Source organism: Hymenobacter pini (genome assembly GCF_020421205.1).
In the GTDB taxonomy this organism is placed as follows: Bacteria; Bacteroidota; Bacteroidia; order Cytophagales; family Hymenobacteraceae; genus Hymenobacter; species Hymenobacter pini.
Map to the genome: position 1 here is coordinate 56,269 of NZ_JAIZZH010000005.1, position 23,641 is coordinate 79,909.

The window sequence follows — 23,641 nt, forward strand, 5'->3', positions numbered from 1 at the left end:
AGCCAGCACAAGACTCCGGCACACAGGAAACGTCATAAAATACTGCGAATGAAAAGGAAGAGAAGGAAATCAGGAACCCTTTGGCTGGAGATATCAACGCGTGTCCGTCAGCGCAAACCGCTCAAACACGGCCGTAGCCGAGGCGGGGCCGTGGGCCAGCACTCCTACCCGCACGCCTCGGTCCCAGGGTGGCAGGAAGCTGCCATCTACCGCAGTGCCCCCGGCAGGCAACGACTGCCAGGTAGTGCCGTTGTCGGAGCTCCAGGCAAACGTAAACTTATTGCCCTGCCGGGCCTGTACCCGGAGCTGCACCGCTTTAGCAGCCGGCAAGGGCGCTTCCCCTAACGTAGTGGATTGGCCCTTCTGAACCTGCACTACCATTACCTTATTGCCGCCGGCTACTATGGCCAGCACGTTGTCAGGGTCGCCGTGGGCGGCCAGCCCGGCGTGGCTGCCCGCCGGCAGGCTCGCCGGGGTGAGCAAGGTGGTAGTAGCCGTGTAGTTGGGGGCAGTGGTGCTATGGCCCAGCGCGGCCCCCGCGTGGTCAGGACGGGCTTGCAGGTGCAGTTGCCCACCCCGTAACGTTACCGTGGGGCGCTGCTCCACGGGCCACTGCCACACCGGCTGCAGCTTCTGACTACTGAATTCATCGGTGAATGACTGCGCGACGGGTGCAATGGGCGCCACAGGCTTACTTCCGCCCCGGAACTCGGGCCAGCCATCGGCCGTCCAGGTAAACTCGCTCAATACGCCTTGCCGGCCCACATATTGCTGACTATTGGTTGCGTAGGCGTGGTGCAGCAGAAACGAGCGGCCCTGGTGCTCAACCACCGTGCCGTGGCCGGGACATTTCCAGGCATCGTTGGAGGTGAGCACAGGGTTACGGGCGTATTTTTCCCAAGGTCCCAGCAGGCTTTTGGCCCGGGCCACGCCGGTAGCATAGGTGCACCCGCCACCGCAGCATCCGGCGCCGGCATAAAAAGCATAGAAGTAGCCCCCGTGCTGCACCATGGCCACCCCCTCTACCAAGTTGCCTTCCCAGGTAGCAGGGTCGTTGCGAAACAGCTCCCGCTTCTCCCCTATCAACGCCGTGCGGTTTTCATTGATGGGCTGGGCCCAGATGGGCGTGGGCTGGTTGATGCTATTCCCATCTTCTTTCCAGATAAGATACAACTGCTCTTTCTCGTCGCGCATCGGAAACCCATCAATGGAGCCATCAGGCTGGCCTACCAGGGGGCCGTGGTCCGTGTAAGGGCCTTCGGGCCGGTCGGCGCTGGCAACGCCCACGGCCAGGTTGCCACCCCGCTTGTGCGCAGTGTAGTACACGTAGGTTTTCTTGCCTTCCTGACTGATTTCAGGGGCCCAGAAGTAGTAATCGGCCCAGGCGGGTAACTTATCGGGAAACACGTGCCCTATCAATTCCCAGCTGCCCAGGTTGGTGGAGCGCAGCAGCGGAAACGCGGGGCCCCAGTTGGAGCTGGTGGCAGTGGCCCAATAGGTGTTGCCCACCTTCACCACAGAGGGGTCGGGAAAGTCGCCGGGCAGGATGGGGTTAGCCCCAACAGCTGGCACCGTTGCAGCGGCAGTTGCCGAGTTGTTGGGGCGGCCCGCGTCACTCGCGCGGGTGGTAGCGGCGGGCTGGTGGCAGGCAGCCAGCAGGCCCAGGCTCAGAAAACTGGTAAAGCCGGCAACCCGGCGGAGCAGAGAGAAATGCACGATACGCGGAAGGATGTGAACAGAAAGACGGGTCGGGCTTACTCGCCCGAGGGCTTGGTAAGCTTGGTGCCCAGGGCTACGGGCGTGCCGAAATCGGGCGTACCGTCGGCTTTCCACGTGAATTTCTGGATGCGGGGGCTCCGGTTATCACCGCAGCCCTGGCCGGTTAGCGGGTTGGCGTGGTAGATAATCCAGTCCTCCGTACCATCCGGCGATTTAAAGAAGCCGTTGTGGCCGGGCCCATACGCCTGGCCCGCCGTATTCTTGGTAAAAACGGGTTTGGTTGATTTGGTCCAGGAGCTGAGCTGCATAGGGTCGGCGGTGCTGCTGGCCGTGAGCATGCCCAAGGCGTAATCATCGGTGCTGCAGTGGCTGGCCGAGTACACGAGGAAGGTTTTGTCGCCGTGCTTCAAAATCTCCGGCCCCTCGTTCACGTCCGGCTCCCCCATCGTTTCCCAGTCGTACTCAGGGTGCGAGAGTTCCACGCGCGGGCCAACCAGCGTCCAGGGGTTGCTCATTTCCGAGATGTAGAGCCGCTGCGTGCCGCTGCTTTCCACCTGGTGCCCCGACCAGATGAGGTACCGCTTGCCATTCTGCTCCAGTACTGTGCCGTCAATGGCCCACAGGTCGGAGTTGGGGTTAGCAATGCGGCCCCGGTAGGTCCAGGTGCCGGTAGTGGGGTCAGCCGCTTCATTTTCCAGCACGTGCACGCGGTGGCCGGCGCAGCAGAAGGGGTCGGCAGAATAGTAGATGTACCACTTCCCATCAAAGAAGTGTAGCTCCGGAGCCCACAGGTCGCGCTGGTTGATGCCGGCTTGCTGGGGCGTCCATACCACCGTGCTTACCGCCGAGGCCAGTTCCGTTATTTTGGCCGTTTTGCGGATAACGATGTTGCCGCCGGTCGTGCTCATGTAGTAGTACAGGTTGTCCTTGCGGTACACCCAAGGATCGGGCCCCACGCTCAACAGCGGGTTGGTGAACGTGGTAGCAGTGGGGGTAGTGGGTGGCGGCGGCGTAGGGGCAGGTGAGGAACCACTGTTACAGGCCAGCGTGAGCGTCAGCAGGGCCAGGGGCAGAAATCGGGCGGAATACCAGGTCATGAGTAGAGCGGAAAGCTTAGGAAGGAGAACTAGGGTATAAATAGAAGCTATAAGATACTGGCAAAAGGGTAGACACAGGCCGGGAGCTAACTTACCACTTCCAGCAAAGAAGAGCCGCTCCGACACAAGGCCGGAACGGCTCTATTTTCAGGTACTCACACAGTGGTTACCAGCCGGGGTTCTGCTGGTAGCGGGCCAGGTCGATTTCCGTCTGCGGAATGGGCAGCAAACGGGAGCGGTTCAAGCGGAAGTTATTGAAATCAGAGTCCCGGGTTTTCAGCTGGTCAATACCCGCTTGTTCATCCAGCAGGCCCCAGCGCTTCAGGTCGAAAAAGCGCTGGCCTTCCCCCGTCAGCTCCGTTACCCGCTCGTGCATCAGCTGGGTGCGCAAGGTTACCTGCGTGAAGCTGCCAGCCGTGAGCGGCGCCAGCCCGGCCCGGCTGCGTACCTGGTTGATGAGCGGTACGGCGGCGCTGGTCTGGCCTTGCTCGTTAAGGGCCTCGGCCTGCAATAGCAGCACATCGGCGTAGCGCATCACCCGGTGGTTGATGGGCGAGTCGAAATTCTCGAACGTGCGGTAGTAGTCGGTTTGGTACTTGCGCCAGTACACCCGGCTCAGGTCGCGGGCATTGCCGCGGAAGCGGCGCAGGAAGCCGGTGCCATACACCAGCGTGTCGCCATCAACGGGCAGCGTAGTGGTAAACTGGCGGCGGTTGTAAAACACGGTAGCGGCCAGGCGTGGGTCGCGGGCCCCGGTGGTAGTGGGCTCCTGCAGAAACTCATTTACCACCCAGGGCCGCACCTCTCCATCCACAAAGCCAGCGCCGGGCACGCCCCAGAACTGGGAGCGTTGGCCGCCTTCCGAGGAGGTAGCGTCGTCGCCGTCGTTGCCGCCCAGCTTCGCATCCGAAAACTGGACTTCAAAGATGGATTCCGCGTTGTTTTCCGTGGTGTGCCGGAAGTTATCGGTATAGTTGGTAGTGAGCCGGTAGCGGTTCGAGCTGATAACCTCGGCCAGCTGCGCCGAGGCCTGCGCCCACTGCCGCTGTTGCATGTAGGCTTTGCCCAGCAGCGTGGTAGCGGCTCCTTTGGTAGCGCGGCCCGTGTCGTTACCGCCGTAGGTGTCCGACAAATCGGGCTTGGCTTCCTGCAGGTCCTGCACAATCTGGGCCCATACCTGCGCCTCGGTAACTTGAGGTGGCAGGTTGGCGGGGTCCGAGGGCTTGAGGGCCAGCGGCACGTTGCCGTACAGCGTAACCAGGTTGTAATAATACAGAGCCCGCAGGAATTTGGCTTCAGCCAGCACCCGCTTCTTCAGGGTTTCGCTCATCTGAATGCCGGGCACGTTGGCCAGCACTTGGTTGGTGCGCCAGATGGCCCGGTAATGGTCCCGCCATAGGTTCTGCGACACCTCAAAATCGTAGTTAGCCTGCACGAAGCGCGTAAAGTCGGCCAGCTCGCCCCAAGGGCTCTGGCTAAAGCTGTCGTCGGAGCGCAAATCGTAGGCGAAGTGCAGCCAGCGCCGGTACGTGCCCAACTGCTGCAGGCCACTGTAGCAAGCGTTAATACCCTTAATGGCATCACCCTCGGTTTTCCAGAAGGACTCCGTTGTGGGCTGGTTGGGGTTAACCTGGTCGAGAAAATCCTTGTCGCAGGCCGTCGTTAGCAGCAGGCTGCTGGCCAGAGCGGCAAAGCGAAGTGTATGTAGTTTCATGGGAATATCAGATGGGAAGGTTGGGGAAGAAACGGTGGCTACTACAAGCCCAGCTGCAGGCCCAGCGACACGGTGCGCAGGTTGGGGTAGCTGCCCTCATCCACGCCGCGGGAGAGGTTGCCGTTTACTACTTCGGGGTCGTAGCCGGTGTAGTCGGTCACGGTAAACAGGTTCTGCGCCGTTACATACACGCGCAGGCTGCCCACGCCTTTCACCCGCTCCGTTAGGGTTTTCGGAATCGTATAGCCAATCTGTAGGTTTTTCAGGCGCAGGTAGGAGCCGTCCTCCAGCCACCGCGAGGAGTTGAGGCGGGAGTTGTTGATGGCGGCTTCGCCGGCCTGTCCGCCCCCACCGGCAATAATGGCGCGGGGCGTGGTAGTAGAGGGGTTAGAAGGCGTCCAGGGGCTGAAATCCTTGCGGTAGTTGCCGTTGTCGTCGGTACGGTCCAGCCAATAGCGGCCGGTATTCAGAATATCGTTGCCCTGCACGCCCTGGAAGAAGGCCGACAGATCCAGGCCTTTGTAGCTGGCCGACAGGTTCAGGCCGTACTGGATTTTGGGAAACACCCGCCCGATATGCGTGCGGTCAGCGGCCGTAATCTGGCCATCGTTGTTGATGTCCTTGTAACGTACGTCGCCGGGCTGGGCATTGGGCTGGGCGCTGCCGGCTATATTGTCGCCGGTCTGGAAAATACCGTCAAACTGATACAGGTAGAAGGAGCCCAGTTCGTAGCCCACCTCTGTGCGGGTCGATTCGCCGGGGCCACCCACAAAGAAGTTCTGACGCTCGGTATTGCTCAGGCGCGTTACCTCATTCTTGATAGTGGTCAGGTTGCCGGTAACACTGTATTTGAAGGCGCTGCGGTTTTCGTTGTAGCCGACTACCAGTTCCAGTCCCCGGTTCTGAATGCGGCCAATGCGCTGGTACGGGTTGCTGCCCGCGTTGCCCAGCACAATTGGAATAGCGGGGTCTACCAGTGCATTGCGCGTTTCGGAGCGGTAGTAGTCAGCCGACAGCGTGATGCGGTCCTGCAGCAGCCCCAGATCAAAGCCGAAGTTAGCCGTACGGCGCTCCTCCCAGGCTATATCGGTGCTGGGCAGTTGCGTTTGTACGCTACCGTTCTGGGTATTGTCGCCCCCAAATGGGTAGTTCACGTTGGGGTTCACTACGCCCTGCCAGCGGTACGCGCCACCGTAGGGTCCGCCAATTTGCTCGTTGCCAAGCACGCCGTAGCTGGCACGCAGCTTCAGGTTGCTCACCTTATCGGCCATGTTGGCGAAGAAGGCTTCCTCGGAAATGCGCCAGCCGGCCGAAGCCGCGTAGAACGTGCCGTAGCGGTTTTCGGGGCTGAAGCGCGAAGATCCGTCGCGGCGGACAGCGCCAGTGAGCAGGTAGCGCTGGTCGTAGTCGTAGGTGACTTGCCCTAGGTAGGAGCGTTTGTTGTAAGTGTAAGAAGAACCTACCACCTGCGGGGCGCTGCTGCCGGCATCTAGGGCCCAATAGTACACCGGGCCGGTGCCGTAGTCGTTGTTGCGGCCCCGGGTGAAATCGTCGGTTTGGTGCTGCTCGGTGTAGCCGGCCACGGCCGTCACGTTGTTCTGGCCGAAGCTCTTATCAAAGGACAAGGTGTTCTCCACCATCGTGAAGAAGCGGTTGCCCTGGTTCTCGGCGTAGTACGAGGGGTTCAGGGGGTCGTTCTGGCGCCACTGCCCGTACTGGCGCTTTTCCCGGTCATGGTAGGCCAGGTACTCGGTGCCCAGGTTGAGGCGGTAGCGCAGGAAGCTGAATATATCCAGCTCCCCGTACACGTTGCCCTGAATCCGATTGTTTTCGGAGGTGTTGTTCAGCAGTTTCTGCAGGGCAATGGGATTGGTGCCGAAGGTGCTGGCGTTGTTGTTGCCGAAGCCAAACCCGCCGGGGTTAGCGGCATCATACACCGGAATAACCGGCAGCATGCGCAGCACATCTAGGAATGGCAGCCCGTTGATGGCCGTGGAGTTGGTACGGGCCAGCTGCAGGTTTTCGCCCACGCGCAGGCGGCCCCGGTTAAAGCCCGAGTTCAGACGCACGCTGTAGCGTTCAAACTTGGGGCCCACGGTGGTGCCCTTCTGGTTGAAATACTCGCCCGACAGCAGGAAATTGGAGTTGGGGCCACCGCCCGAGAAGCTCAGGTTGTAATCCTCTACCCGCCCCGTCCGAATCAGCTCTTTCTGCCAGTCGGTATCCACCCCGTTGGGGTTGGCCACAAACGGCTGCACCGGGCGCCCGGCGTTTTCGTAGGCCTGGCGGTTGATAACGGCCCATTCCTGGGCGTTCATCAGGTCGTAGGTCTTGTTGATTTTCTGCACCCCGCTGTAGGCATTGAAGCTAATAGCCGGCGTGCCCGATTTACCCTTTTTGGTGGTAATAATGATTACCCCGTTGGCCCCGCGCGAACCGTACGGTGCCAGGGAAGCCCCATCCTTCAATACCTGAATCGACTCGGCATCGGCGGTGTTAAAGTCCCGGATGTTATCTACCCACAGCCCATCAATAATGTAGAGGGGGCTGCTGCTGCCGCCTAACGAGCCCAAGCCCCGAATGTTTATCAAAGGTGCCTGGCCCGGCACGCCCGAGTTGACAACCTGCACACCCGGCAAGCGCCCCTGAATGCCTTCGGCAATGGTGGCCACGGGGGCTTTTTGGGCGTCCCGGCCGCTTACGCTGGCCACGGAGCCGGTTACATCCTCCCGCTTTTGGGTCAGGTAGCCTACTACTACCACGTCGTTCAGCACTTTGCTATCCACATCCAGGCGCACATCCACGGTGCTGCGGCCGTTTACCGGCACTTCCTGGGTAGTATAGCCAACAAAGGAGAAAACCAGCGTTGCATTGTCGGCTACCGTAAGGCTGTAGCGGCCGTCACTGTCGGTGGTCACGCCATTGGACGTGCCTTTTTCCAGCACCGTCACCCCGGGCATTCCCTGCCCCTTTTCATCCGTAATACGGCCCGTTACGGTGGCGGCAACGCGGGCAGTGGTGGTAGCGGGCGAGGCAGGAACCTCGGGGGCAGCGGCGGCCAGCAGCGGCAAGCACCCGAGCAGGGCCGGGAGCAACAGGTGGTGTGGGTGGGGTACCATTCGTTTCATGGAAAGGAGCAGTTGGGTAGGATGTACAGTGGGACACTTAATTGTTCTGCTCCGAAGCAAACGTTTGCATTTCATTCACCATTGCAAACGTTTGCAGAGCAGTTCTGAAGAAAAGCCTGATAGCAAAGTGTTACCAGGCCGCCAAGAATAAAAAGAGGAGGCAACGGGAGGTGAGTACAGCTATACCTGCTCCTCTGTACCGAATTGTTGCGTAAGGTTAAGTAGTTATTATCCCTTTGTCAAGAAACACTAATAAATATTTTTATATTAAAAGTAATGAGTCACTCACTACTGCTGAGGTTCCAGTCAGTTTTAAGGGTGCGCCGGTTGCCCAGCCAGAGAGCCGAAGCTGAACTGTTACAGAAAAATAGTTGAACATGAATTTGCAAACGTTTGCACTAATTTGCTTCATTTGTGCGTCCGCTTCTTGATTTACCACGTCTATGTCAGCTTCCGCCGTAGCTTCTGCTTTCCAACAGATATTTTCATCTGTGCCATTGCTAGTCCGGGCACCGGGCCGCGTAAACCTGATCGGGGAACACACAGACTACAACGGCGGCTACGTGCTACCCGCCGCCGTCGATAAGGAAATCTACTTCGCAGTAGCTCTCAACGGCCTTGATACCGTGCGGCTATATTCCTACGATAAGCAGGAACGGCAGGAGTTTGCCCTTGCACAGCTGCAGCCCGGCACTGTACTGTGGGCGAACTATCTGAAGGGGGTAGTAGCTGGGTTTCAACAGCGGGGCATCGTTGTGCCGGGCTTCGACTGCGTATTTGGCGGCAATGTGCCGATGGGGGCCGGCCTCTCATCATCGGCGGCTGTGGAGTGTGGCCTCGCACTGGCGTTGAATACCCTCCTGCACGCCGGGCTGGGCCGCATGGAGCTGGCCCACCTTAGCCAACAGGCCGAGCACGCTTACGCGGGGGTGCAATGCGGTATTATGGACCAGTTTGCCAGCCTGTTTGGCAAAGCCGGCCAGGTAGTGCGCCTCGACTGTCGCTCCCTGGAATACGCATATTTTCCCTTCGATACGGATGCCTGCCGCATTGTGCTGTGCAACTCCGGCGTCAAGCATTCCTTGGCCAGCTCCGAGTACAATACCCGTCGTCAGGAGTGTGAGCAAGGGGTAGCCATCCTGCGCCGCTACTACCCGCAAGTCCTGAGCCTGCGCGATGCTACCCTGACGCAGCTAGAAGCTCACCAGCAGGAATTAGGCGACGTGCTGTACCGCCGCTGCCGCTATGTGGTGGAGGAAAACCTGCGGGTGGAGGCCGCGTGCAAGTACCTGGCAGAACACGATCTGCCCGCCTTTGGCCAGCAGATGTACGGCTCCCACGCCGGCTTGCGAGACTTGTATGAAGTAAGCTGCCCCGAATTGGATGTACTGGTAGAGGCCGCGCGCTCCTTACCCGGTGTATTTGGGGCTCGCATGATGGGCGGCGGCTTTGGGGGCTGCACGATCAACCTGGTAGCGACGGAAGCGGTAGATGAGTTTTGCCAACACATGGCCGCGCGGTATCAGCAGCAGCTGGGCCTGTCCCTCGACATGTACTGCACAACCATTGTGAGCGGCGTGGATGTGGTGCCAGCCTTGGTGCTGCAGTAACGTCCTACATCCTCTCTGCTTCTTGCACGTGGGAATGCGGGACCGGAAAGGGGCCGGGTTATGCAGGGAGGATGCTTTTGGCACGTGAGTCTGCTGGTCAACGGTACCGCAACCATGCGTTGCGCCTGACCTCCGGCTCACGTGCTCCCGTTTTATCGTCGACTACTTGTCACCATCCGCATGCCCGCTTTCGACCTGACCGAACACCCGCACCGCCGCTACAACCCGCTCACCGGCGAGTGGCTGCTGGTTTCCCCGCACCGCTCCAAACGCCCCTGGCAGGGCCAGCAGGAGGCCACCGACGAGGCCCCCCGCCCCGCCCACGACCCCACCTGCTACCTCTGCCCCGGCAACGTGCGCGCCAACGGGGAAGTAAACCCCGCCTACACCGGCACCTTCGTCTTCGACAACGACTTTGCCGCCCTGCTGGCCGATACACCCGTGGGCGAGGTCAACATTGGCGGGCTCTTGCGGGCCGAGGCCGAATCGGGGGTGGGCCGGGTCATCTGCTTCTCGCCCCGTCACGATTTAACCCTGCCCGAAATGAGCCCGGCGGCTATTCGCGGGGTGGTGGACGTGTGGACCGCGCAGTTCCAGGAGCTGGGGGCCCGCCCGGACATCAACTACGTGCAGATATTCGAGAACAAGGGCCAGGTGATGGGTTGCTCCAACCCCCACCCCCACGGCCAGATCTGGGCCCAGCGCACCGTGCCCGGTGAGCCGGCCAAGGAAACCCAGCAGCAAGAAGCCTACTTCCAGCAACACGGCCGCAGCCTGCTTGCCGATTACCTGGCCCTGGAGCTCGAGCAGCAGCAGCGCGTGGTGCTGGCAAACGCGCACTGGGTGACGGTGGTGCCCTACTGGGCCATCTGGCCCTTCGAGACGCTGGTGCTGCCCCGCCGCCACGTGCAGGACCTGACCCAACTCACCGACGAGGAAAAGGACGCCTTGGCGGATATGGTCCGCCAGCTCACCATCCGCTACGACAACCTGTTCCAAACCTCCTTCCCCTACTCCGCCGGCCTGCACCAGCGCCCTACTGACGGGCAGGCGCACGAGGCCTGGCACCTGCACATGCACTTCTACCCCCCGCTGCTGCGCTCGGCCACCGTACGCAAGTTCATGGTGGGCTACGAGCTGCTCGGCAACACCCAGCGCGACATCACCCCCGAAGCCGCCGCCCAGCGCCTGCGCGAGCTGCCCACCACGCACTATAAAGCCGCCCGCCAGTAGCTCGTGGTGCAGGTAAAGTAGCCCGCTGAAATACAGCTCTTCGCCGCAACCAAAAAGCCCGTAGCTGAGCACTACGAGCTTTTTTGATTACGGCGAAGGACCGTTGTTATTTCTCTCCCGAAGGGCGGGCCAGCGGCTGACCTACGGCCACGGGTACTCCAAAATTGGGGGTACCATCGGCATTCCAGGTAAACAGTTGGGCCCGTGGCGTTCGGAAACGCCCACAGCCTTGCCCGGGCTCATCATTGGCATGGTACAGAATCCAGTCCTGCGTCCCGTCGGGTGATTTAAAAAAGCTGTTGTGGCCGGGTGCATACACTTTGTTGGCCGCATTCTGCTGGAATACGGGCTCCGGCGACTTTTGCCAGGAGCTGGGCTGCAGCAGGTTTGCCTTGTCGGAGGCGGTGAGCATACCGAGGGCGTAGGTGTCAGTCCAGCAGCCACTGGCCGAATAAATCAGGTAGAGCTTACCGGCGTGGCGGAGTACTTCAGGACCTTCGTTCACATCCACGTGGGGCGGGTCGTTGGGGTTGTTCAGGTCGCCATTCCGCTCCCAGGTGTACGTAGGAGTTGACACCCGCACCCGTGGCCCGTCAATGGTCCAGGGGTTTTTCATGCGGGCCAGGTAGATATCCTGACGACCATTCTGGTCTCCCTCCCACCCCGACCAAATGAAATACAGCTGCCCCCGGTTTTCGAACACGGAACCATCGATGGCCCATTTGTTCGTGGCATCGGTTATCTGGCCTTTATCTTCCCAGGTGCCTTCCAGGGGGTCAGCAGCGCTGTTTTCGAGCACCCAAAGCCGGTGGTCGGGGTTGCGGCCGGCATCGGCTGCGTAGTAGAGGTACCACTTGCCCTGAATGCGGTGCAGTTCGGGGGCCCATATTTCGCGGGAGTTGGGCCCGGCGGCTGGGGGCGTCCACACTACTTTGCTGGGAGCGGTGCGCAACTGGCTCAACGAGGGGGTTTTCCAGAGCGTAATGTTGCGGCCGGTGGTGTGGGTGTAGTAGTAATAGCCGTTGTGGTGAATGGTCCAGGGGTCGGCGCCGGCTGGCAGCAGCGGGTTGGTGAAAGTAGCCGCTTCGTCGGAGGCAGGCTGCCGGGGCGCGCGGGCACAGCCCAATAGCAGCAGGGCAACCAGCAATGGGTAGCAATATTTCATGAGAGCAAAAAGACAGATGGGGCTATGGTTGCTGACGCGCCCTGCAGTGCGGGCACTGGCCGGAAGGGGGAAGCAGTAGCTCTAGTGTTCAAGTGTGGAGCCATCTGGCAGCAGCGCTATTTTCCGTTCATTTTGCGAATGAAGTCGGCCTCATCCTGGTGGTAGGCCGTGCCGTCTTTCCGGAACACCTCATGAAACCACTCGCCCGGCTCGCCACCATCCTGAATAGGCACATCCCATTGGTATTTGGTGTTGGTTTTGCCGTCTACCAGGCCCCAATTGATAGCTCCAATGTTGTACTTCTTTAGCAAAGGCATGATGTTGACGAAGCGCGAGTTGCGCGGCCGGGCCATGTATTCCGTGCAGATGAGGGGCCGGTTGTGCGTTTTGAGCAGTTCAATTACCCGTTCATGCGTGGGTACGTCGTCGTAGTTGTGGTAGGTGACGATATCGGAGTTCATTGCCTGAAATGTATTCAGCTCCACCAAGCCCCAGTTCCAAAGCCCCGCGCTGAGCGGCTGGCTAGGGTTTACCTCCCGTGCCCAGGCAAATACATTGCGTAGCAGCGGCAACGAGGCATTGCCCTCCCCCTTGTTACCGGGCTCATTATACAGGTCCCACAGCAGAATGCGCCTATCAGTAGCGAAGCTGCGCAGCACGTCCTGCACGTAGGGTTTCAGCTTCACAAAGCTGGCGGAGTCGCGGGAGGTAGGGTCGCCGGGGTCCTGTACCCAGCCCGAGTTATGAATGCCGGGCTTAGGAGCCGGCTGCTTACCGGGTTTTGGTGTTTCGTCCCAGCAGTCATCAAAAAACACCAGCATCGTTTGAATGTGGTGCTTATCAGCAATAGTCAGGTACTCGCCTACTCGTTTTTTGAAGCCCTGGGGGTCTTGCTGCCAGGCCAGGCTGTGCAGGAATACGCGCATGGTATTAAACCCAATTGCCTCAGCCCACCCCAGCTCTTTGTCGATAGTAGCGGGGTCGAAGGTATCGGCCTGCCACATTTCCAACTGGTTGATAGCCGTGCTGGGCGTGAAGTTGGCCCCCGACATCCAGCGGTGCTGCTTGTACCAGGTGTTGGCCTGTTCTACCGTCCAGCGCTGCCCCTGGACAGCGGATGCCGCCGCGCCCTTGGTTTTGATTTTGGTTTTTTGAGCAAGTGTACCGGTGGTAGTTGCAGCCAACAGCACCAAGGCAAAGAGCAGTTTTTTCATAGAACAGAAAGGAAGGAAAGGTGAGAAGGGCGTTTGTTAGCAGCGGGCAGGATTACTCGCCTGAGGGTTTAGGCTGGGGCTGACTCAAGGATACCGGCACGCCGAAGTCGGGTGTGCCATCGGGCTTCCAGCCAAACCGCTGCATACGGGCGCTACGGCCCGCGCACTTGCCGTCAGCGGCTGTTTTGGCATGGTACACCAGCCAGTTTTCCCGGCCATCTGGGGAGGTAGTAAAGCAGTTGTGCCCGGTACCCCACACGCCATTTTGGGCCGAAGGCTTGAATACGGGCGTAGGTGTTTTGGTCCAAGATTCGGCCTGTAAGGGGTCGGCGCCTTTGGGGGCCGTGAGCATTCCGAGGCAATAGTTATCATCCCAGCAGGCACTGGCCGAGTACACCACCAGCAACTGCCCCCTGCGGCCCAGCAGAAATTCCGGTCCTTCCAGAATCTGGCGGCCACCCCCTTGCTCCCACTTTAACGTAGGCCGGGCAATAACTACTTCCTTACCAGCCTGTACTGTCCAGGGGGTCAATAGAGGCGCAATGGCCAGCACACTCTGGGCCCCTACGTACGCCGAGTATAGAAAATACCGCTTCCCATCGTGCTCAAACACGGAACCATCAAGGCCGGTGTACTTGGTGTTTACGCGGCCTTTATCGGTCCAGGTGCCAGTCGTTGGGTCGGCGGCAGAATTTTCCAGCACAAATACGTAGCGCGCATTGTCGCCGGGACTGGCCTTATCGGTGGCGGTATAATAGAGGTACCATTTTCCATCCAACCGGTGCAGTTCGGGTGCCCATAGTTCGGCGGAATTAGGTCCACTGGCCGGGGGCGTCCACACCACGGCGGCAGGCGCATTCCGTACGTCGCTCAGGGCACTGGTTTTCCAGAGTGTCAGGTTTCTGCCTGTAGTGTTGGTGTAATAGTAGTAACCTCCGTGCCGGGTTACCCAAGGGTCTGGTCCATCGTTGCGCAACGGGTTCTGAAAAGTGGCCTGTGCACGTGGTTGAGCCTCCAGTGAGGAAAAAGAGGCGAAGCCATAGGCCCAGACCAGGTACACCATCCGCAACACGAACCGCCTGTTCATTAGGGGAAACTGGTATCTGTTGAACACAATCTGTTTGAGTATCTCTACGCCTGTGCCTCCGCTTAAGCTACTAACATAGGGAAGGACTTGCAGCAACATTTCTGCAAACGTTTGCAAAACTTGTTGCCGTGCAGCTGGGCTGTAAGCCCGTACCTTCATCCACGGGTAAACCACTCCCTGTCTATGCTCAGGTAATTAAAAAGGCTTGTGTCACCACACATATAGCTGGCCACAGCAGCTCCAATTGACATAGTGCACACCTAAACCCGTGCGTATGCCGCTACCACACGGATGGCGTAGCTGGCAGTGCGCCGATGCCAAGTTGCAGCCACTGGCTTAGTAAAGCTCTGCAAGCTAAAACGTTTTGCCTAATTTATGCAAACGTTTGTTTATTTCTTCTCATCTTACCACCGCTTGCTGATGAAGTACTCACTCATCTGCTGCTGCGCCCTCAGCCGGGAAAGCAGGTTGTCAAAAGGCCAGCACACTCATGATTGGTTCAGGCCAGGGTTACTGGTCCATCCTGCCAGTGCCAGCCCAGCTGTACCTGCTAGGCAATAGCGGCTCTTCTGCAGCTATGACTCTGGTTTACACGGGTACCTCTGCGGCCATTGGGTGGTCAGAAACGTGGACGCCTTTACGTTTTCCTGGTTCAGCTGCCCCTTACCCAAGGCCTCCGCAATCCGCCTTCTTTACTCTTCACTACTCATTACAATGCCTCACTCCCGCCGCTCCTTTCTGCAGCAGGCTTCCGCCGGCCTTGCTTCCCTGGCTCTCATGCACACTGCTTTGGCTCGTGCCGCCCGCACGTACACGAATCCCGTGTACGCCGGGCAATTCCCCGACCCATTCGTGCTTAAGCACCAGGGCCGCTACTATGCCTTCGGAACTACTGGGCAAGGCCGCACCCCCGACGGACGCATTTTCACCCTGCTCACCTCTGCCAACATGGTAGATTGGAAACCGGCTGGTGGAGCCCTTACCCCCCCGGCTGGCGCAGAGGGGGCTGATTTCTGGGCCCCGGAGGTAGTTTACCACAATGGGACTTTCTACATGTATTACTCCATGGGCGGAGGCGCCATTGCCGCCACAGTGGGGCACCGCCTGCACGTGGCAACCAGCCAAACACCTCAGGGCCCTTACACGCAAGTGGCGGTGTTGGATGTACCCGACAGCAAATTTACCATTGATGCCCACCCATTCCGGGACACCGACGGCCAGTGGTACCTCTTTTACGCCCGTGACTTTATTGACACTGATAACGGCTACCGTCCCGGTACTGGCTTGGTAGTGGATAAGCTGCTCGATATGACCCGCTTGGCAGGGCAAAGCCGCACCGTAATGCGCGCCCGCCACGACTGGACGGTATTCGAGAAAGACCGCACCATGCCGCTGTATGGCGGCCAGACGTTTCCGGAATGGCATACCCTGGAAGGACCTTTTGTGCGCAAGCACGGCGACAGGTACTACTGCTTTTACAGCGGCGCTAACTTTCTTACGCCGCGTTATGGTGTGGATTATTGCGTAGCCGACAGCATTATGGGCCCCTACTCTGAGGCGGGCGGCGGCAAAGGTCCCCGGGTGCTGGCCGCTGTGCCCGGGCACGTACGAGGGCCCGGGCATCATTCGCACGTTATGAGTCCCGATGGCAAGCACGAGTACCTGGTGTACCACGCTTGGGACGAAGGCATGAAGGAACGTCAACTCTGCATTGATAAGCTGCTGTGGACCAAGGAAGGTCCCCGCTGCCAGGGCCCTTCCTATACCCCACAGCCCCTGCCCGCGTAAGCGGGTTTGCGCAAACCCTGCGCAAGAAATTGCGCAACCAGTGCAAGTTCTTGCGCAGGGTTTTTGGATATTGCCTGTTCAGTTTTCAGGATAATCTTCTCAAAGTCAGAATAGCTTGGCGCGCACAAAAGCATCCATCACCGATTTAGCCGCGCAGTTGGGCATATCGGTTTCTACGGTATCCCGGGCACTGTCCGACCACCCCAGCATCAGTGACACCACCAAAAAACGGGTGTGGAAGCTGGCGCAGGAGCTGCACTATCAGCCCAACCACATGGCTGCGGGCTTGCGCAAAGGCCGTAGTAATCTGCTGGGCGTGATGGTTCCCCACATTGATGGCCACTTTTTTACGCTGGTTGTCAAGGGCATTGAAACGGTAGCTACCAAGGCGGGCTTCAATGTGCTCATCTGCCAATCGAACGAGGATGTAGTACACGAGCGGAAGAATATTGAAACACTGCTCAGTGCACAGGTAGAAGGTATTCTGGTGTCTCTTTCCCGCACTACCCGCGACTTTCGGCATTTTGAGAAGGTGCGCAAGCAGGAAATTCCGCTGGTATTTTTTGACCGGATTCTGGACGGGCTGGACGTGAATGCCGTGGTGCTCGACGACCGGGCCGGGGGCTACCAATCAACCAAGCACCTCATTGCCCAGGGCTGCCGCCGCATTGCCCATTTCGGCGGCCCCCAGCATCTTAATATTTACAAGGACCGCCAGCAGGGCTACCTCGATGCCCTCCGGGAGTGTGGCCTGCCCATCGAGCCGGAGTTGATTCTGCACTCCGACATGACCCTGGACGATGGTGTAGCGGGCATGCAGCAGTTGCTCCAGCTCCCCAACCCACCCGACGCCGTGTTTTCCGCCAGTGATTTTTCGGCGGTGGGGGCGCTGCAGGAGCTGAAGCGCCGGGCGCTGCGTGTGCCGCAGCAAATGGCGTTATCGGGTTTCAGTAACGAGCTGTTTACGTCCTTCACTGAACCTATGCTTACCACCGTCGACCAGCGTTGCGAATTGATGGGTCAGTCGGCAGTGCGCTTATTTCTGGAAATGCGTGAGCAGGCATCCACCCCGTTTTCCCCCCGCCGAATTCTGCTGCAGCCAGAGTTGCTAATCCGGGAATCCTCCTTGCCTCCTGCTCGCTAGCGGCGCACTCAATGTACCCTGGCGGCCCGCTTTGCGTATAGCCTGAATTGCCGTTGCAGCTCGCAACGGCTTTTTCATATAACCAGCTACATCATGCGCACCTTATTTTTTGCCGCCGCCTTAGCCGGCACTTTACTCAGCGGCTGCTCCGAGGCTCAAACTAAAAACCCGGAAGGCAAGCAGGAAAAGTCAGGCAAGAAGAAAGGCAAAAAGGGCAACAAAGCCGCCGATATTGCGGGGCTCACGCAGGTGGGCCGCATGAGCGGCGTACCCGAAAGCTCGGGCCTGGCCCTGACCGGCGAGGCCGGCTCCTTCTTCACCCACGGCGACGACGGCACTCAGCCTATTCTGTACAAAATCAGCACCACCGGCAAAACCCTGGCCCAGCTGGATATTCCGGTGAAAAGCCACGACTGGGAAAGCATTACCCGCGACACTAACGGCCACGTGTACATTGGCGACGTAGGCAACAACAACAACGACCGGCAGGACCTCGTAATTTATCGCCTCAATCCCAGCAACCTGCAGCAGGTGCAGGAAATTCACCTGAAATACCCCGATCAAAAGGACTTCCCGCCCGCCAAGGACGAGCGTAACTTCGACTGTGAAGCCACGCTCTGGCACGCCGGCAAAGTATATATGTTCACTAAGGACCGGGCCCAGGAGCGCACCAGCAAAGTATATACCGTGCCCGACCAACCCGGCAACTACACCGCCCAGCAAGTTACCCGCCTCGCTATTCCCGGGCAGGTAACCGATGCCGCCCTCAGCCCCGACGGCCGCCGCCTGGTACTGCTGGCCCGCCAGGAAATGTTTGTGCTGGAAGGCAACAGCTTTGAAGACATCCTTAAGGCCACGCCTCGGCAGGTTACTTTAAAAGGAGCCGGCCAGACGGAAGGGGCCGTTTTCACCGACAATAATACGCTCTATATCAGCAACGAGCAGGGCGCATTGTATACGTATTCATTCTGATTGACGAGCCGCTGAAAAGCCGGTTAGGCAAGCCGTATGGAAGCGTCAGGCGGGCCCTTAGCGAAAATTCGCTAAGGGCCCGCTTTTGCATGTGGCAGGACCTTTTTCTTTTGAGTATGTTTGACCTACGATTCCAAAACCCGGTGCGGCCTTTCCCCGACCTGCGCCACCATCTTCCAGCAAATGGCTGAACAAACCACTCTCACCGGCCTGCGCGCCGGCGTGCTGCACGGCGACGAAGTGCAGCAGCTTTTCGAACATGCCAAAGCCAATGGTTACGCGCTGCCCGCCGTGAACGTAACCGGTACCGACACGGTAAATGCCGTGCTGGAGGCCGCCCGCGACCTGAACTCGCCGGTTATTATTCAGTTCTCGAACGGGGGTGCCCAGTTCTTCGCCGGCAAAGGCCTCGCCAACGATAAGCAGCAGGCCAGCATTGCCGGCGGCATTTCGGGTGCCCAGCACGTGCACCTGATGGCTAAAGCCTATGGCGTACCCGTAATTCTGCACACCGACCACGCCGCCAAAAAGCTGCTGCCCTGGATTGACGGCCTGCTGGAAGCCGGCGAAAAATTCTACGCCGAGCACGGCCAGCCGCTGTACTCCTCCCACATGCTCGACCTCTCGGAGGAGCCCATCGAGGAGAACATCGAAATTTGCAAAGAGTACTTGGAGCGCATGGCCAAAATTGGCATGACGCTGGAAATTGAGCTGGGCGTAACCGGCGGCGAGGAAGACGGCGTGGACAACTCCGATGTGGATTCCTCGAAGCTTTACACCCAGCCCTCGGAGGTGGCTTACGCTTACGAGGAACTGAGCAAAGTGAGCCCCCGCTTCACCATTGCCGCCGCCTTCGGCAACGTGCACGGCGTGTACAAGCCCGGCAACGTGAAGCTGCAGCCCGTTATCCTGAAAAACTCGCAGGATTTCGTGAAGGAGAAGTACGGCCTGGAAGCCGAGCGTCCCATCAACTTCGTGTTTCACGGTGGCTCGGGCTCGTCGCAGGAGGAAATCCGCGAGGCTATCAGCTACGGGGCCATCAAAATGAACATCGACACCGACCTGCAGTGGGCGTTCTGGGATGGTATCCGCGGATATTACCAGAAAAACGAAGGCTTCCTGCAAAGCCAGATCGGTAACCCCACCGGTGAGGATTCGCCCAACAAGAAGTACTACGACCCGCGCGTATGGCTGCGCAAGGGCGAGGAAACCTTCATCACCCGCCTCAAGTCGGCGTTTGAAGACCTCAACGCCGTAAACCGCCGCTTCTAGGTTGGTTTTTGGAGGGTGGTTAGTGGTCTTTGGCTGACTGACCACCTCACACAAAATGGCCCCGTGCTCTGGTTGAGCACGGGGCCGTTTTCTTTGGCTGTCATTCCGAGCAAAGCGAGGAATCTGGGTTAAAGTCGTTGCAATAAACCACTCAGATTCCTCGCTTTGCTCGGAATGACAAATAGCCTGTGTGAACTACCGTTTGGCGGCGGCCAGGGCGGCTTCGCGGGCTTCCTGCTCCTCCAGGTCGCGGGGGGCATCCTCGGGACGACCGGGGCGGTTGCGGGCCGTAAACAGCACGTACAGGCCCACCAGCACCAGCGGAATGCTCAGCAGCTGGCCCATGTTCAGCGTCATGTTCTGCTCAAACGCCACCTGGTCTTCCTTTAGGAACTCCACCAGGAAGCGGAACGAGAACAGCAGCACCACAAACAGCCCGAACAGCTGGCCATTAGGCGTGTGTTCCTTGGTGCGGTTCCACATGGCGTACAGCAGCACGAACAGGAACACGCAGAACAACGACTCGTAAATCTGGGTGGGGTGGCGCGGCACGGCTACTTTGGTGCCCGGAGCCACGCTGCCCGTTACGGGCTGAGCTTCTACGCTTACTTCTTTATCGGGCTGCGGCAGGTACTGCACGGCGTAGGAACCGGCCGGCAGCGGCTGGTCGGGGCGGGCTTGCTGCAGGTGCTCGGTGTCGCGCGGAAACACGAAGGCCCAGGGCGCATCAGTGGGGTGGCCCACAATTTCGGAATTCATCAGGTTACCCAGGCGGATAAGCGCTCCGCCCACGGCTACCACCAGCACAATACGGTCCAGCGTCCAGAGCACGTTGAACTTGTTGTTGCGGCTGAACAGCCACACGGCCAGAATGATGCCGATGGTAGCCCCGTGCGAGGCCAGCCCGCCGTGCCAGATCTGCAGGATTTCCAGCGGCCGGTCCTTGTACGATTCCCAGTCGTAGAAAAACACGTGGCCCAGGCGCGCGCCCAGCACCGTACCCAGCAGCATGTAAATGGTAATGACATCTACCCAGCGCGGCGACACCTTTTCGGAGCGGTAGATGTGGCTCAGGATGAACGTGCCCACCACAAAGCCCGACATGAACAGCAGGCCGTACCAGCGCAGCGTAAGGGGGCCCAGCTCAGCCAGAATGGGGTCGGGGTTCCACAGAATAGCACTCAGAAAACTCATACGCGAAATACGTTAGAAAATGCGGTCAGAAATCAGGCAAGGCGCTGTACGCTGCCATCAACATACACTTTTGCCAGGAAAGGCCGCGCCTGCCGCCGGGCAAAGCGCTGCATGCGCGGCAGCGCCCGCACTAGGCAATCGGCCAGGGCGGCCCCGGTCAGGTCTTTGGCTACAATGATAAACGCCCCTACCCCACTGGCCAGCAGGGCCTGCTGCTCTAGGGGGTTGAAGCCGATGCGGCGCTCCTGCGTGAGCACGAAGCCGCCGCGGGCCGTAATGGCCGGTAGCCACTCGGTATCGGGGGTGTCGGGCTGGAACTCATGGGGGTGAGCCAGAAAGGATACTCCCTGGGACTGCAGGGCCTCCTGCACGCGGCGCGTGGCCACGGTGCGGTCCAGAAAAAACAGGGGGTCAGGCAACGGCTCCAAGCTCATATCGAATTGCTTCTTCCACAGCCCGCACGCTCAGGCCAAAATCATCGGCAATATCCCGCACCGAGTCACCGGCCCGGTATAGGTTTACCACCACGTCCACGGGCACGTAGTTTTCCGTCAGCACCGGCCGGCCGAAGGAGATGGTAGGGTCCACGGCAATGAGCGTGGGCAACCCCTCGGGGGCGAAGCCGGCTCCGCTGCTGTATACCGGAAACAGCCGCAGCGGAAAGCCATCGGGGGCGCGCTCAATGCGGCGCAGGTAGGCTTCCACCAGCTGCCGGATGGTCATCTGGCCCCGGCGGGAAGCGTTGATCAGCAGGTTATCGTCTTCCAGGGCGCGCACAAACAGGTCTACCCCGTCGGTTTCAAACTCGTGCTGGGCCAGGGGGTGTTCGGCCTGCAGCTCCTGCCGCACAAACTGCACCGCGTGGCGCACCCGTTGCAACGGCAACCCGTGCTGGTGCCGGATGGCGGCCAGTACGTGTACTTCCACCAGGTTCAGAAAGGACAGGGCCTCGGGACTGGCGGGCTGCACCAGTGCATCCTCGGCCCGAGTCCAGGTATGCACGGTAGTGGCCGAAAGGCCGGTCAGGTGCGCTACCTGCCGCGCCGAGTACACTGGTAGCCGGTAGGCTTCCCGCTCTTGGTATAGTTGAGTCAGACTGCTTGCCGCCACGTTCCTAGTCAAAGTTCAGGCTACGAAAGTACAGGGTTTGCGGCAGAAGCAGTACCCGCTGTTCACTTATGAGAGTCGTTAAACTGTCATTTAGAGAGAAGCGAGGAATCTGGAGTATGCTAATGCAACAGTTGACTCAGATTTCTCACTTCGCTCGGAACGAGAGTTGTAATGGCAATTTCTACAACGCGTTCAGCTCCTCGGTAAAGCCGCCGCTCAGGATGGGGAAGCGCAGCCAGGAACGAGGGTCCACGTTGTAATCGTCGAGGTGGAAGGCGGGGGCGTACCGCTCCCGCTTCCACTGGTTGCGGCTCCAGAGGGAATAGAAGCGCTTCACGTAGGTCTTCATCTGCTCCGCGTCGGCCGCGGGGTCTTCCTGCACCAGCGTGGCCAGCACCTGCCGGGGGCTGAGCCGGTCGTAGAAAGCCAGCCGCTCGATGCGGTTGAGCAGCGGATAGGGCATCAGGTCCCGCTCGTCGGTTTGCTTGTCTTCCAGAGGGCGCAGTTCGGCGGTGGGCTGCAGGGCATTCACGTGATGCAAGGCCGGGTAGTTCAGCTCCGTTTCGGCCCAGCGCAGCCACTGCTTCACAAAGGCTTTATCCACCCCGGCAATAGGTGAGATAGAGCCGGCCGTGTCGCCGTCCATGGTGCAGTAGCCCACGCTGGCCTCCGAGCGGTTGGAAGTGGTCAGCAGCAGGCAATTCTGCACGTTGGCTAGCAGCCAAATAGCGGGAGCCCTCACCCGGGCCTGGATGTTCTGCAGGGCCAAGTCGTCGGTTTTCCAGGTCAGCTCCCGGCCCAGCGCGTGCTCAATTTTGCCCACGTAGCCCGTCACCTCGTCGTCAATGGTCCAGTCATAGAATACCGCTCCCAGCGAATCAGCCAGCTCTTTGGCCGAGTTGAACGTGTCGTCGGAGGAGTTGACGGTGCCTTGGTAGGCGCACGTGAGCAGGCGGGCGGTTAGTTTTTGGTTGATGGTTTTTTGTTGTTTGTCCGGGTCCGATACTGAAGCATCCTGGGGGCCGGGGGCATTGTGGTCGGGCACCGGAGCCACCGGGCCGGCCAGCTGCTCGATTTCCTGCGCCGTGAAGCAGCCGGAGCGGCGCATAAACTCGGCGGTGCCAATTTCGGCGCAGGCCAGCCGCACCATTTCGGCCACGGCCACGGCGCACATGCACGAGTCGGCCCCGCCGCTCAGGCTCAGTACGAAACCCCGGCTGCGGGCCTTGCGCAGGTAGTCGAACAGGGCCAGGCTCAGGGCCTGATTCAGCTCCCGGTACTCGTCGGGGGCGGGCTGGGCGGCAATTTCAGCGGCGGGTTCCAGGGGCTGGCTGAAGTCCACGTCCACGCACTCCATATCTACCTCCTTGAAGCTCATGAGCTGGTTGCGCAGCAGCAGGTGGCCGTTGCGGGCTACCAGAATTTCGCCGTCGTAAATCATGCGGCCGGCTTCGTTGCCCAGCAGGTTGGCGTAGAGGTAGGTGCAGCGGAACGTGCGCGAAGCCTCCGTTACGAGGTGGTAGCGCACGTCGGTCTTGCTCATGGCAAAGTGCGAGGCCGAGGGGTTCACAATCAAATCTACCCGGCCCACGAGGCGGCAGGCGGGGCGCACGTCGTTGGGCCGCCACGCATCCTCGCAGATTTCAAACCCGAACTTCACGCCCTGGTGCTCGAAAATCATGTCGCCCAACGGCCACTCCTCCCCTTCCCACTGCACCGTGGTAGTTTCGCCGGCCGGCCAGGGGTGGAAGAAGCGGGGCTCGTAGTGCACGCCGTCGTTGGCCAGAAACTGCTTGGCCGCGAAGCCCAGAATCTGCCCGTCGCGCAGCACGGCGGCCGTGTTGTAGGTGCGGTGATTGAGGCGAATGGGCAGCCCCACTACCACGCAAATCCCGTCCGTCCAGCGGCGCACCTGCTGCAAGTGCAGCAGCGCCGACTCCGGCAGCCAGTCACTCAGAAACAGGTCCTCGCAGCCGTAGCCGGTAAGGCACAGCTCGGGCAGGCACAGCAGCTCCACGCCGGCCACTTTGGCCTGCTCAATGGCCTCGCGGATGGTGCGCAGGTTGTGAGTCCAGTCGAAGGGTATCTGGTTGAGGGCGGCGCCGGCTATTCGCATGAGTTCGGGTGGAAGGGTTGACAGTGCAAATCAACTCCATTTCCCCGGATTGGGTTGCCCTTGCGCTTTCCGCACCAC

Annotated in this window: 17 protein-coding genes; 6 read left to right on the forward strand and 11 right to left on the reverse strand. The window is 59.8% G+C overall.

Annotated elements, in window-relative coordinates; all coding sequences use genetic code 11:
- Nucleotides 1–93 precede the first annotated feature (93 nt).
- From LF252_RS18270 to LF252_RS18285, 4 genes are all read right to left on the reverse strand, one after another.
- Nucleotides 94–1,716, reverse strand: a complete 1,623-nt coding sequence (locus LF252_RS18270; RefSeq protein ID WP_226271034.1) for a family 43 glycosylhydrolase — start codon at nt 1,714–1,716, stop codon at nt 94–96.
- Nucleotides 1,717–1,754: 38 nt separating this feature from the next.
- Complete coding sequence (locus LF252_RS18275; protein ID WP_226271035.1) at nt 1,755–2,816, reverse strand: glycoside hydrolase family 43 protein; 1,062 nt, start codon at nt 2,814–2,816, stop codon at nt 1,755–1,757.
- A gap of 166 nt (nt 2,817–2,982) precedes the next feature.
- Nucleotides 2,983–4,530 (reverse strand): RagB/SusD family nutrient uptake outer membrane protein, encoded by a 1,548-nt coding sequence (locus LF252_RS18280; RefSeq protein ID WP_226271036.1) that lies wholly within the window; start codon nt 4,528–4,530, stop codon nt 2,983–2,985.
- A gap of 41 nt (nt 4,531–4,571) precedes the next feature.
- A complete protein-coding gene (locus tag LF252_RS18285) occupies nt 4,572–7,658 on the reverse strand; it encodes a SusC/RagA family TonB-linked outer membrane protein (RefSeq protein WP_226271037.1) in 3,087 nt (1,028 codons plus the stop codon).
- A 443-nt stretch (nt 7,659–8,101) separates the two neighbouring features.
- On the opposite strand from LF252_RS18285, the gene galK reads away from it, so the two are divergent.
- Together galK and LF252_RS18295 are read left to right on the forward strand one after the other, a co-directional pair.
- On the forward strand, nt 8,102–9,268 hold the full coding sequence (gene galK / locus LF252_RS18290; protein ID WP_226271038.1) for a galactokinase: 1,167 nt from the start codon (nt 8,102–8,104) through the stop codon (nt 9,266–9,268).
- Nucleotides 9,269–9,448: 180 nt separating this feature from the next.
- Entirely contained in the window at nt 9,449–10,501 is a 1,053-nt protein-coding gene (locus LF252_RS18295) for a UDP-glucose--hexose-1-phosphate uridylyltransferase (protein ID WP_226271039.1), read from the forward strand.
- Between the two features lie 106 nt (nt 10,502–10,607).
- On the opposite strand, the gene LF252_RS18300 is transcribed toward LF252_RS18295, so the two are convergent.
- The 3 genes from LF252_RS18300 to LF252_RS18310 all read right to left on the reverse strand — a co-directional run bounded on the left by LF252_RS18300 (nt 10,608) and on the right by LF252_RS18310 (nt 13,967).
- On the reverse strand, nt 10,608–11,666 hold the full coding sequence (locus LF252_RS18300) for a glycoside hydrolase family 43 protein (RefSeq protein WP_226271040.1): 1,059 nt from the start codon (nt 11,664–11,666) through the stop codon (nt 10,608–10,610).
- A 116-nt stretch (nt 11,667–11,782) separates the two neighbouring features.
- Nucleotides 11,783–12,880: a glycoside hydrolase 5 family protein gene (locus LF252_RS18305; RefSeq protein WP_226271041.1), complete on the reverse strand. Its 1,098-nt coding sequence runs from the start codon at nt 12,878–12,880 to the stop codon at nt 11,783–11,785.
- Nucleotides 12,881–12,932: 52 nt separating this feature from the next.
- On the reverse strand, nt 12,933–13,967 hold the full coding sequence (locus LF252_RS18310; RefSeq protein WP_226271042.1) for a glycoside hydrolase family 43 protein: 1,035 nt from the start codon (nt 13,965–13,967) through the stop codon (nt 12,933–12,935).
- Between the two features lie 714 nt (nt 13,968–14,681).
- On the opposite strand from LF252_RS18310, the gene LF252_RS18315 reads away from it, so the two are divergent.
- The 4 genes from LF252_RS18315 to fbaA all read left to right on the forward strand — a co-directional run bounded on the left by LF252_RS18315 (nt 14,682) and on the right by fbaA (nt 19,143).
- Nucleotides 14,682–15,755 (forward strand): glycoside hydrolase family 43 protein, encoded by a 1,074-nt coding sequence (locus LF252_RS18315; protein ID WP_226271043.1) that lies wholly within the window; start codon nt 14,682–14,684, stop codon nt 15,753–15,755.
- Nucleotides 15,756–15,870: 115 nt separating this feature from the next.
- Entirely contained in the window at nt 15,871–16,899 is a 1,029-nt protein-coding gene (locus tag LF252_RS18320; protein WP_226271044.1) for a LacI family DNA-binding transcriptional regulator, read from the forward strand.
- A 93-nt stretch (nt 16,900–16,992) separates the two neighbouring features.
- Nucleotides 16,993–17,871 carry an SdiA-regulated/phytase-like domain-containing protein gene (locus LF252_RS18325; RefSeq protein ID WP_226271045.1) on the forward strand — a complete coding sequence of 293 codons (879 nt, stop codon included), beginning with the start codon at nt 16,993–16,995 and terminating at the stop codon, nt 17,869–17,871.
- A 183-nt stretch (nt 17,872–18,054) separates the two neighbouring features.
- Nucleotides 18,055–19,143 (forward strand): class II fructose-bisphosphate aldolase, encoded by a 1,089-nt coding sequence (fbaA, locus tag LF252_RS18330; protein WP_226271046.1) that lies wholly within the window; start codon nt 18,055–18,057, stop codon nt 19,141–19,143.
- 195 nt (nt 19,144–19,338) lie between these two features.
- Here fbaA and lgt read toward each other — a convergent pair whose 3' ends face one another.
- The 4 genes from lgt to nadE form a co-directional block, all read right to left on the reverse strand.
- A complete protein-coding gene (gene lgt, locus LF252_RS18335) occupies nt 19,339–20,337 on the reverse strand; it encodes a prolipoprotein diacylglyceryl transferase (RefSeq protein WP_226271047.1) in 999 nt (332 codons plus the stop codon).
- Between the two features lie 32 nt (nt 20,338–20,369).
- Nucleotides 20,370–20,765, reverse strand: coding sequence for a PIN-like domain-containing protein (locus tag LF252_RS18340; protein ID WP_226271048.1), 396 nt, complete (start codon nt 20,763–20,765; stop codon nt 20,370–20,372).
- On the reverse strand, nt 20,749–21,459 hold the full coding sequence (locus LF252_RS18345) for a DUF433 domain-containing protein (RefSeq protein WP_226271049.1): 711 nt from the start codon (nt 21,457–21,459) through the stop codon (nt 20,749–20,751). The genes LF252_RS18340 and LF252_RS18345 overlap by 17 nt, the downstream gene beginning before the upstream one ends.
- A gap of 169 nt (nt 21,460–21,628) precedes the next feature.
- Entirely contained in the window at nt 21,629–23,563 is a 1,935-nt protein-coding gene (gene nadE, locus LF252_RS18350) for an NAD(+) synthase (RefSeq protein ID WP_226271050.1), read from the reverse strand.
- Nucleotides 23,564–23,641 lie beyond the last annotated feature (78 nt).

Bases quoted from the DNA above. Each gene is read 5' to 3' on its own strand.
- LF252_RS18275 (WP_226271035.1), bottom strand. From the start codon at position 2,816: ATGACCTGGTATTCCGCCCGATTTCTGCCCCTGGCCCTGCTGACGCTC.
- LF252_RS18280 (WP_226271036.1), bottom strand. From the start codon at position 4,530: ATGAAACTACATACACTTCGCTTTGCCGCTCTGGCCAGCAGCCTGCTG.
- LF252_RS18285 (WP_226271037.1), bottom strand. From the start codon at position 7,658: ATGAAACGAATGGTACCCCACCCACACCACCTGTTGCTCCCGGCCCTG.
- galK (WP_226271038.1), top strand. From the start codon at position 8,102: ATGTCAGCTTCCGCCGTAGCTTCTGCTTTCCAACAGATATTTTCATCT.
- LF252_RS18295 (WP_226271039.1), top strand. From the start codon at position 9,449: ATGCCCGCTTTCGACCTGACCGAACACCCGCACCGCCGCTACAACCCG.
- LF252_RS18300 (WP_226271040.1), bottom strand. From the start codon at position 11,666: ATGAAATATTGCTACCCATTGCTGGTTGCCCTGCTGCTATTGGGCTGT.
- LF252_RS18305 (WP_226271041.1), bottom strand. From the start codon at position 12,880: ATGAAAAAACTGCTCTTTGCCTTGGTGCTGTTGGCTGCAACTACCACC.
- LF252_RS18310 (WP_226271042.1), bottom strand. From the start codon at position 13,967: ATGAACAGGCGGTTCGTGTTGCGGATGGTGTACCTGGTCTGGGCCTAT.
- LF252_RS18315 (WP_226271043.1), top strand. From the start codon at position 14,682: ATGCCTCACTCCCGCCGCTCCTTTCTGCAGCAGGCTTCCGCCGGCCTT.
- LF252_RS18325 (WP_226271045.1), top strand. From the start codon at position 16,993: ATGCGCACCTTATTTTTTGCCGCCGCCTTAGCCGGCACTTTACTCAGC.
- fbaA (WP_226271046.1), top strand. From the start codon at position 18,055: ATGGCTGAACAAACCACTCTCACCGGCCTGCGCGCCGGCGTGCTGCAC.
- lgt (WP_226271047.1), bottom strand. From the start codon at position 20,337: ATGAGTTTTCTGAGTGCTATTCTGTGGAACCCCGACCCCATTCTGGCT.
- nadE (WP_226271050.1), bottom strand. From the start codon at position 23,563: ATGCGAATAGCCGGCGCCGCCCTCAACCAGATACCCTTCGACTGGACT.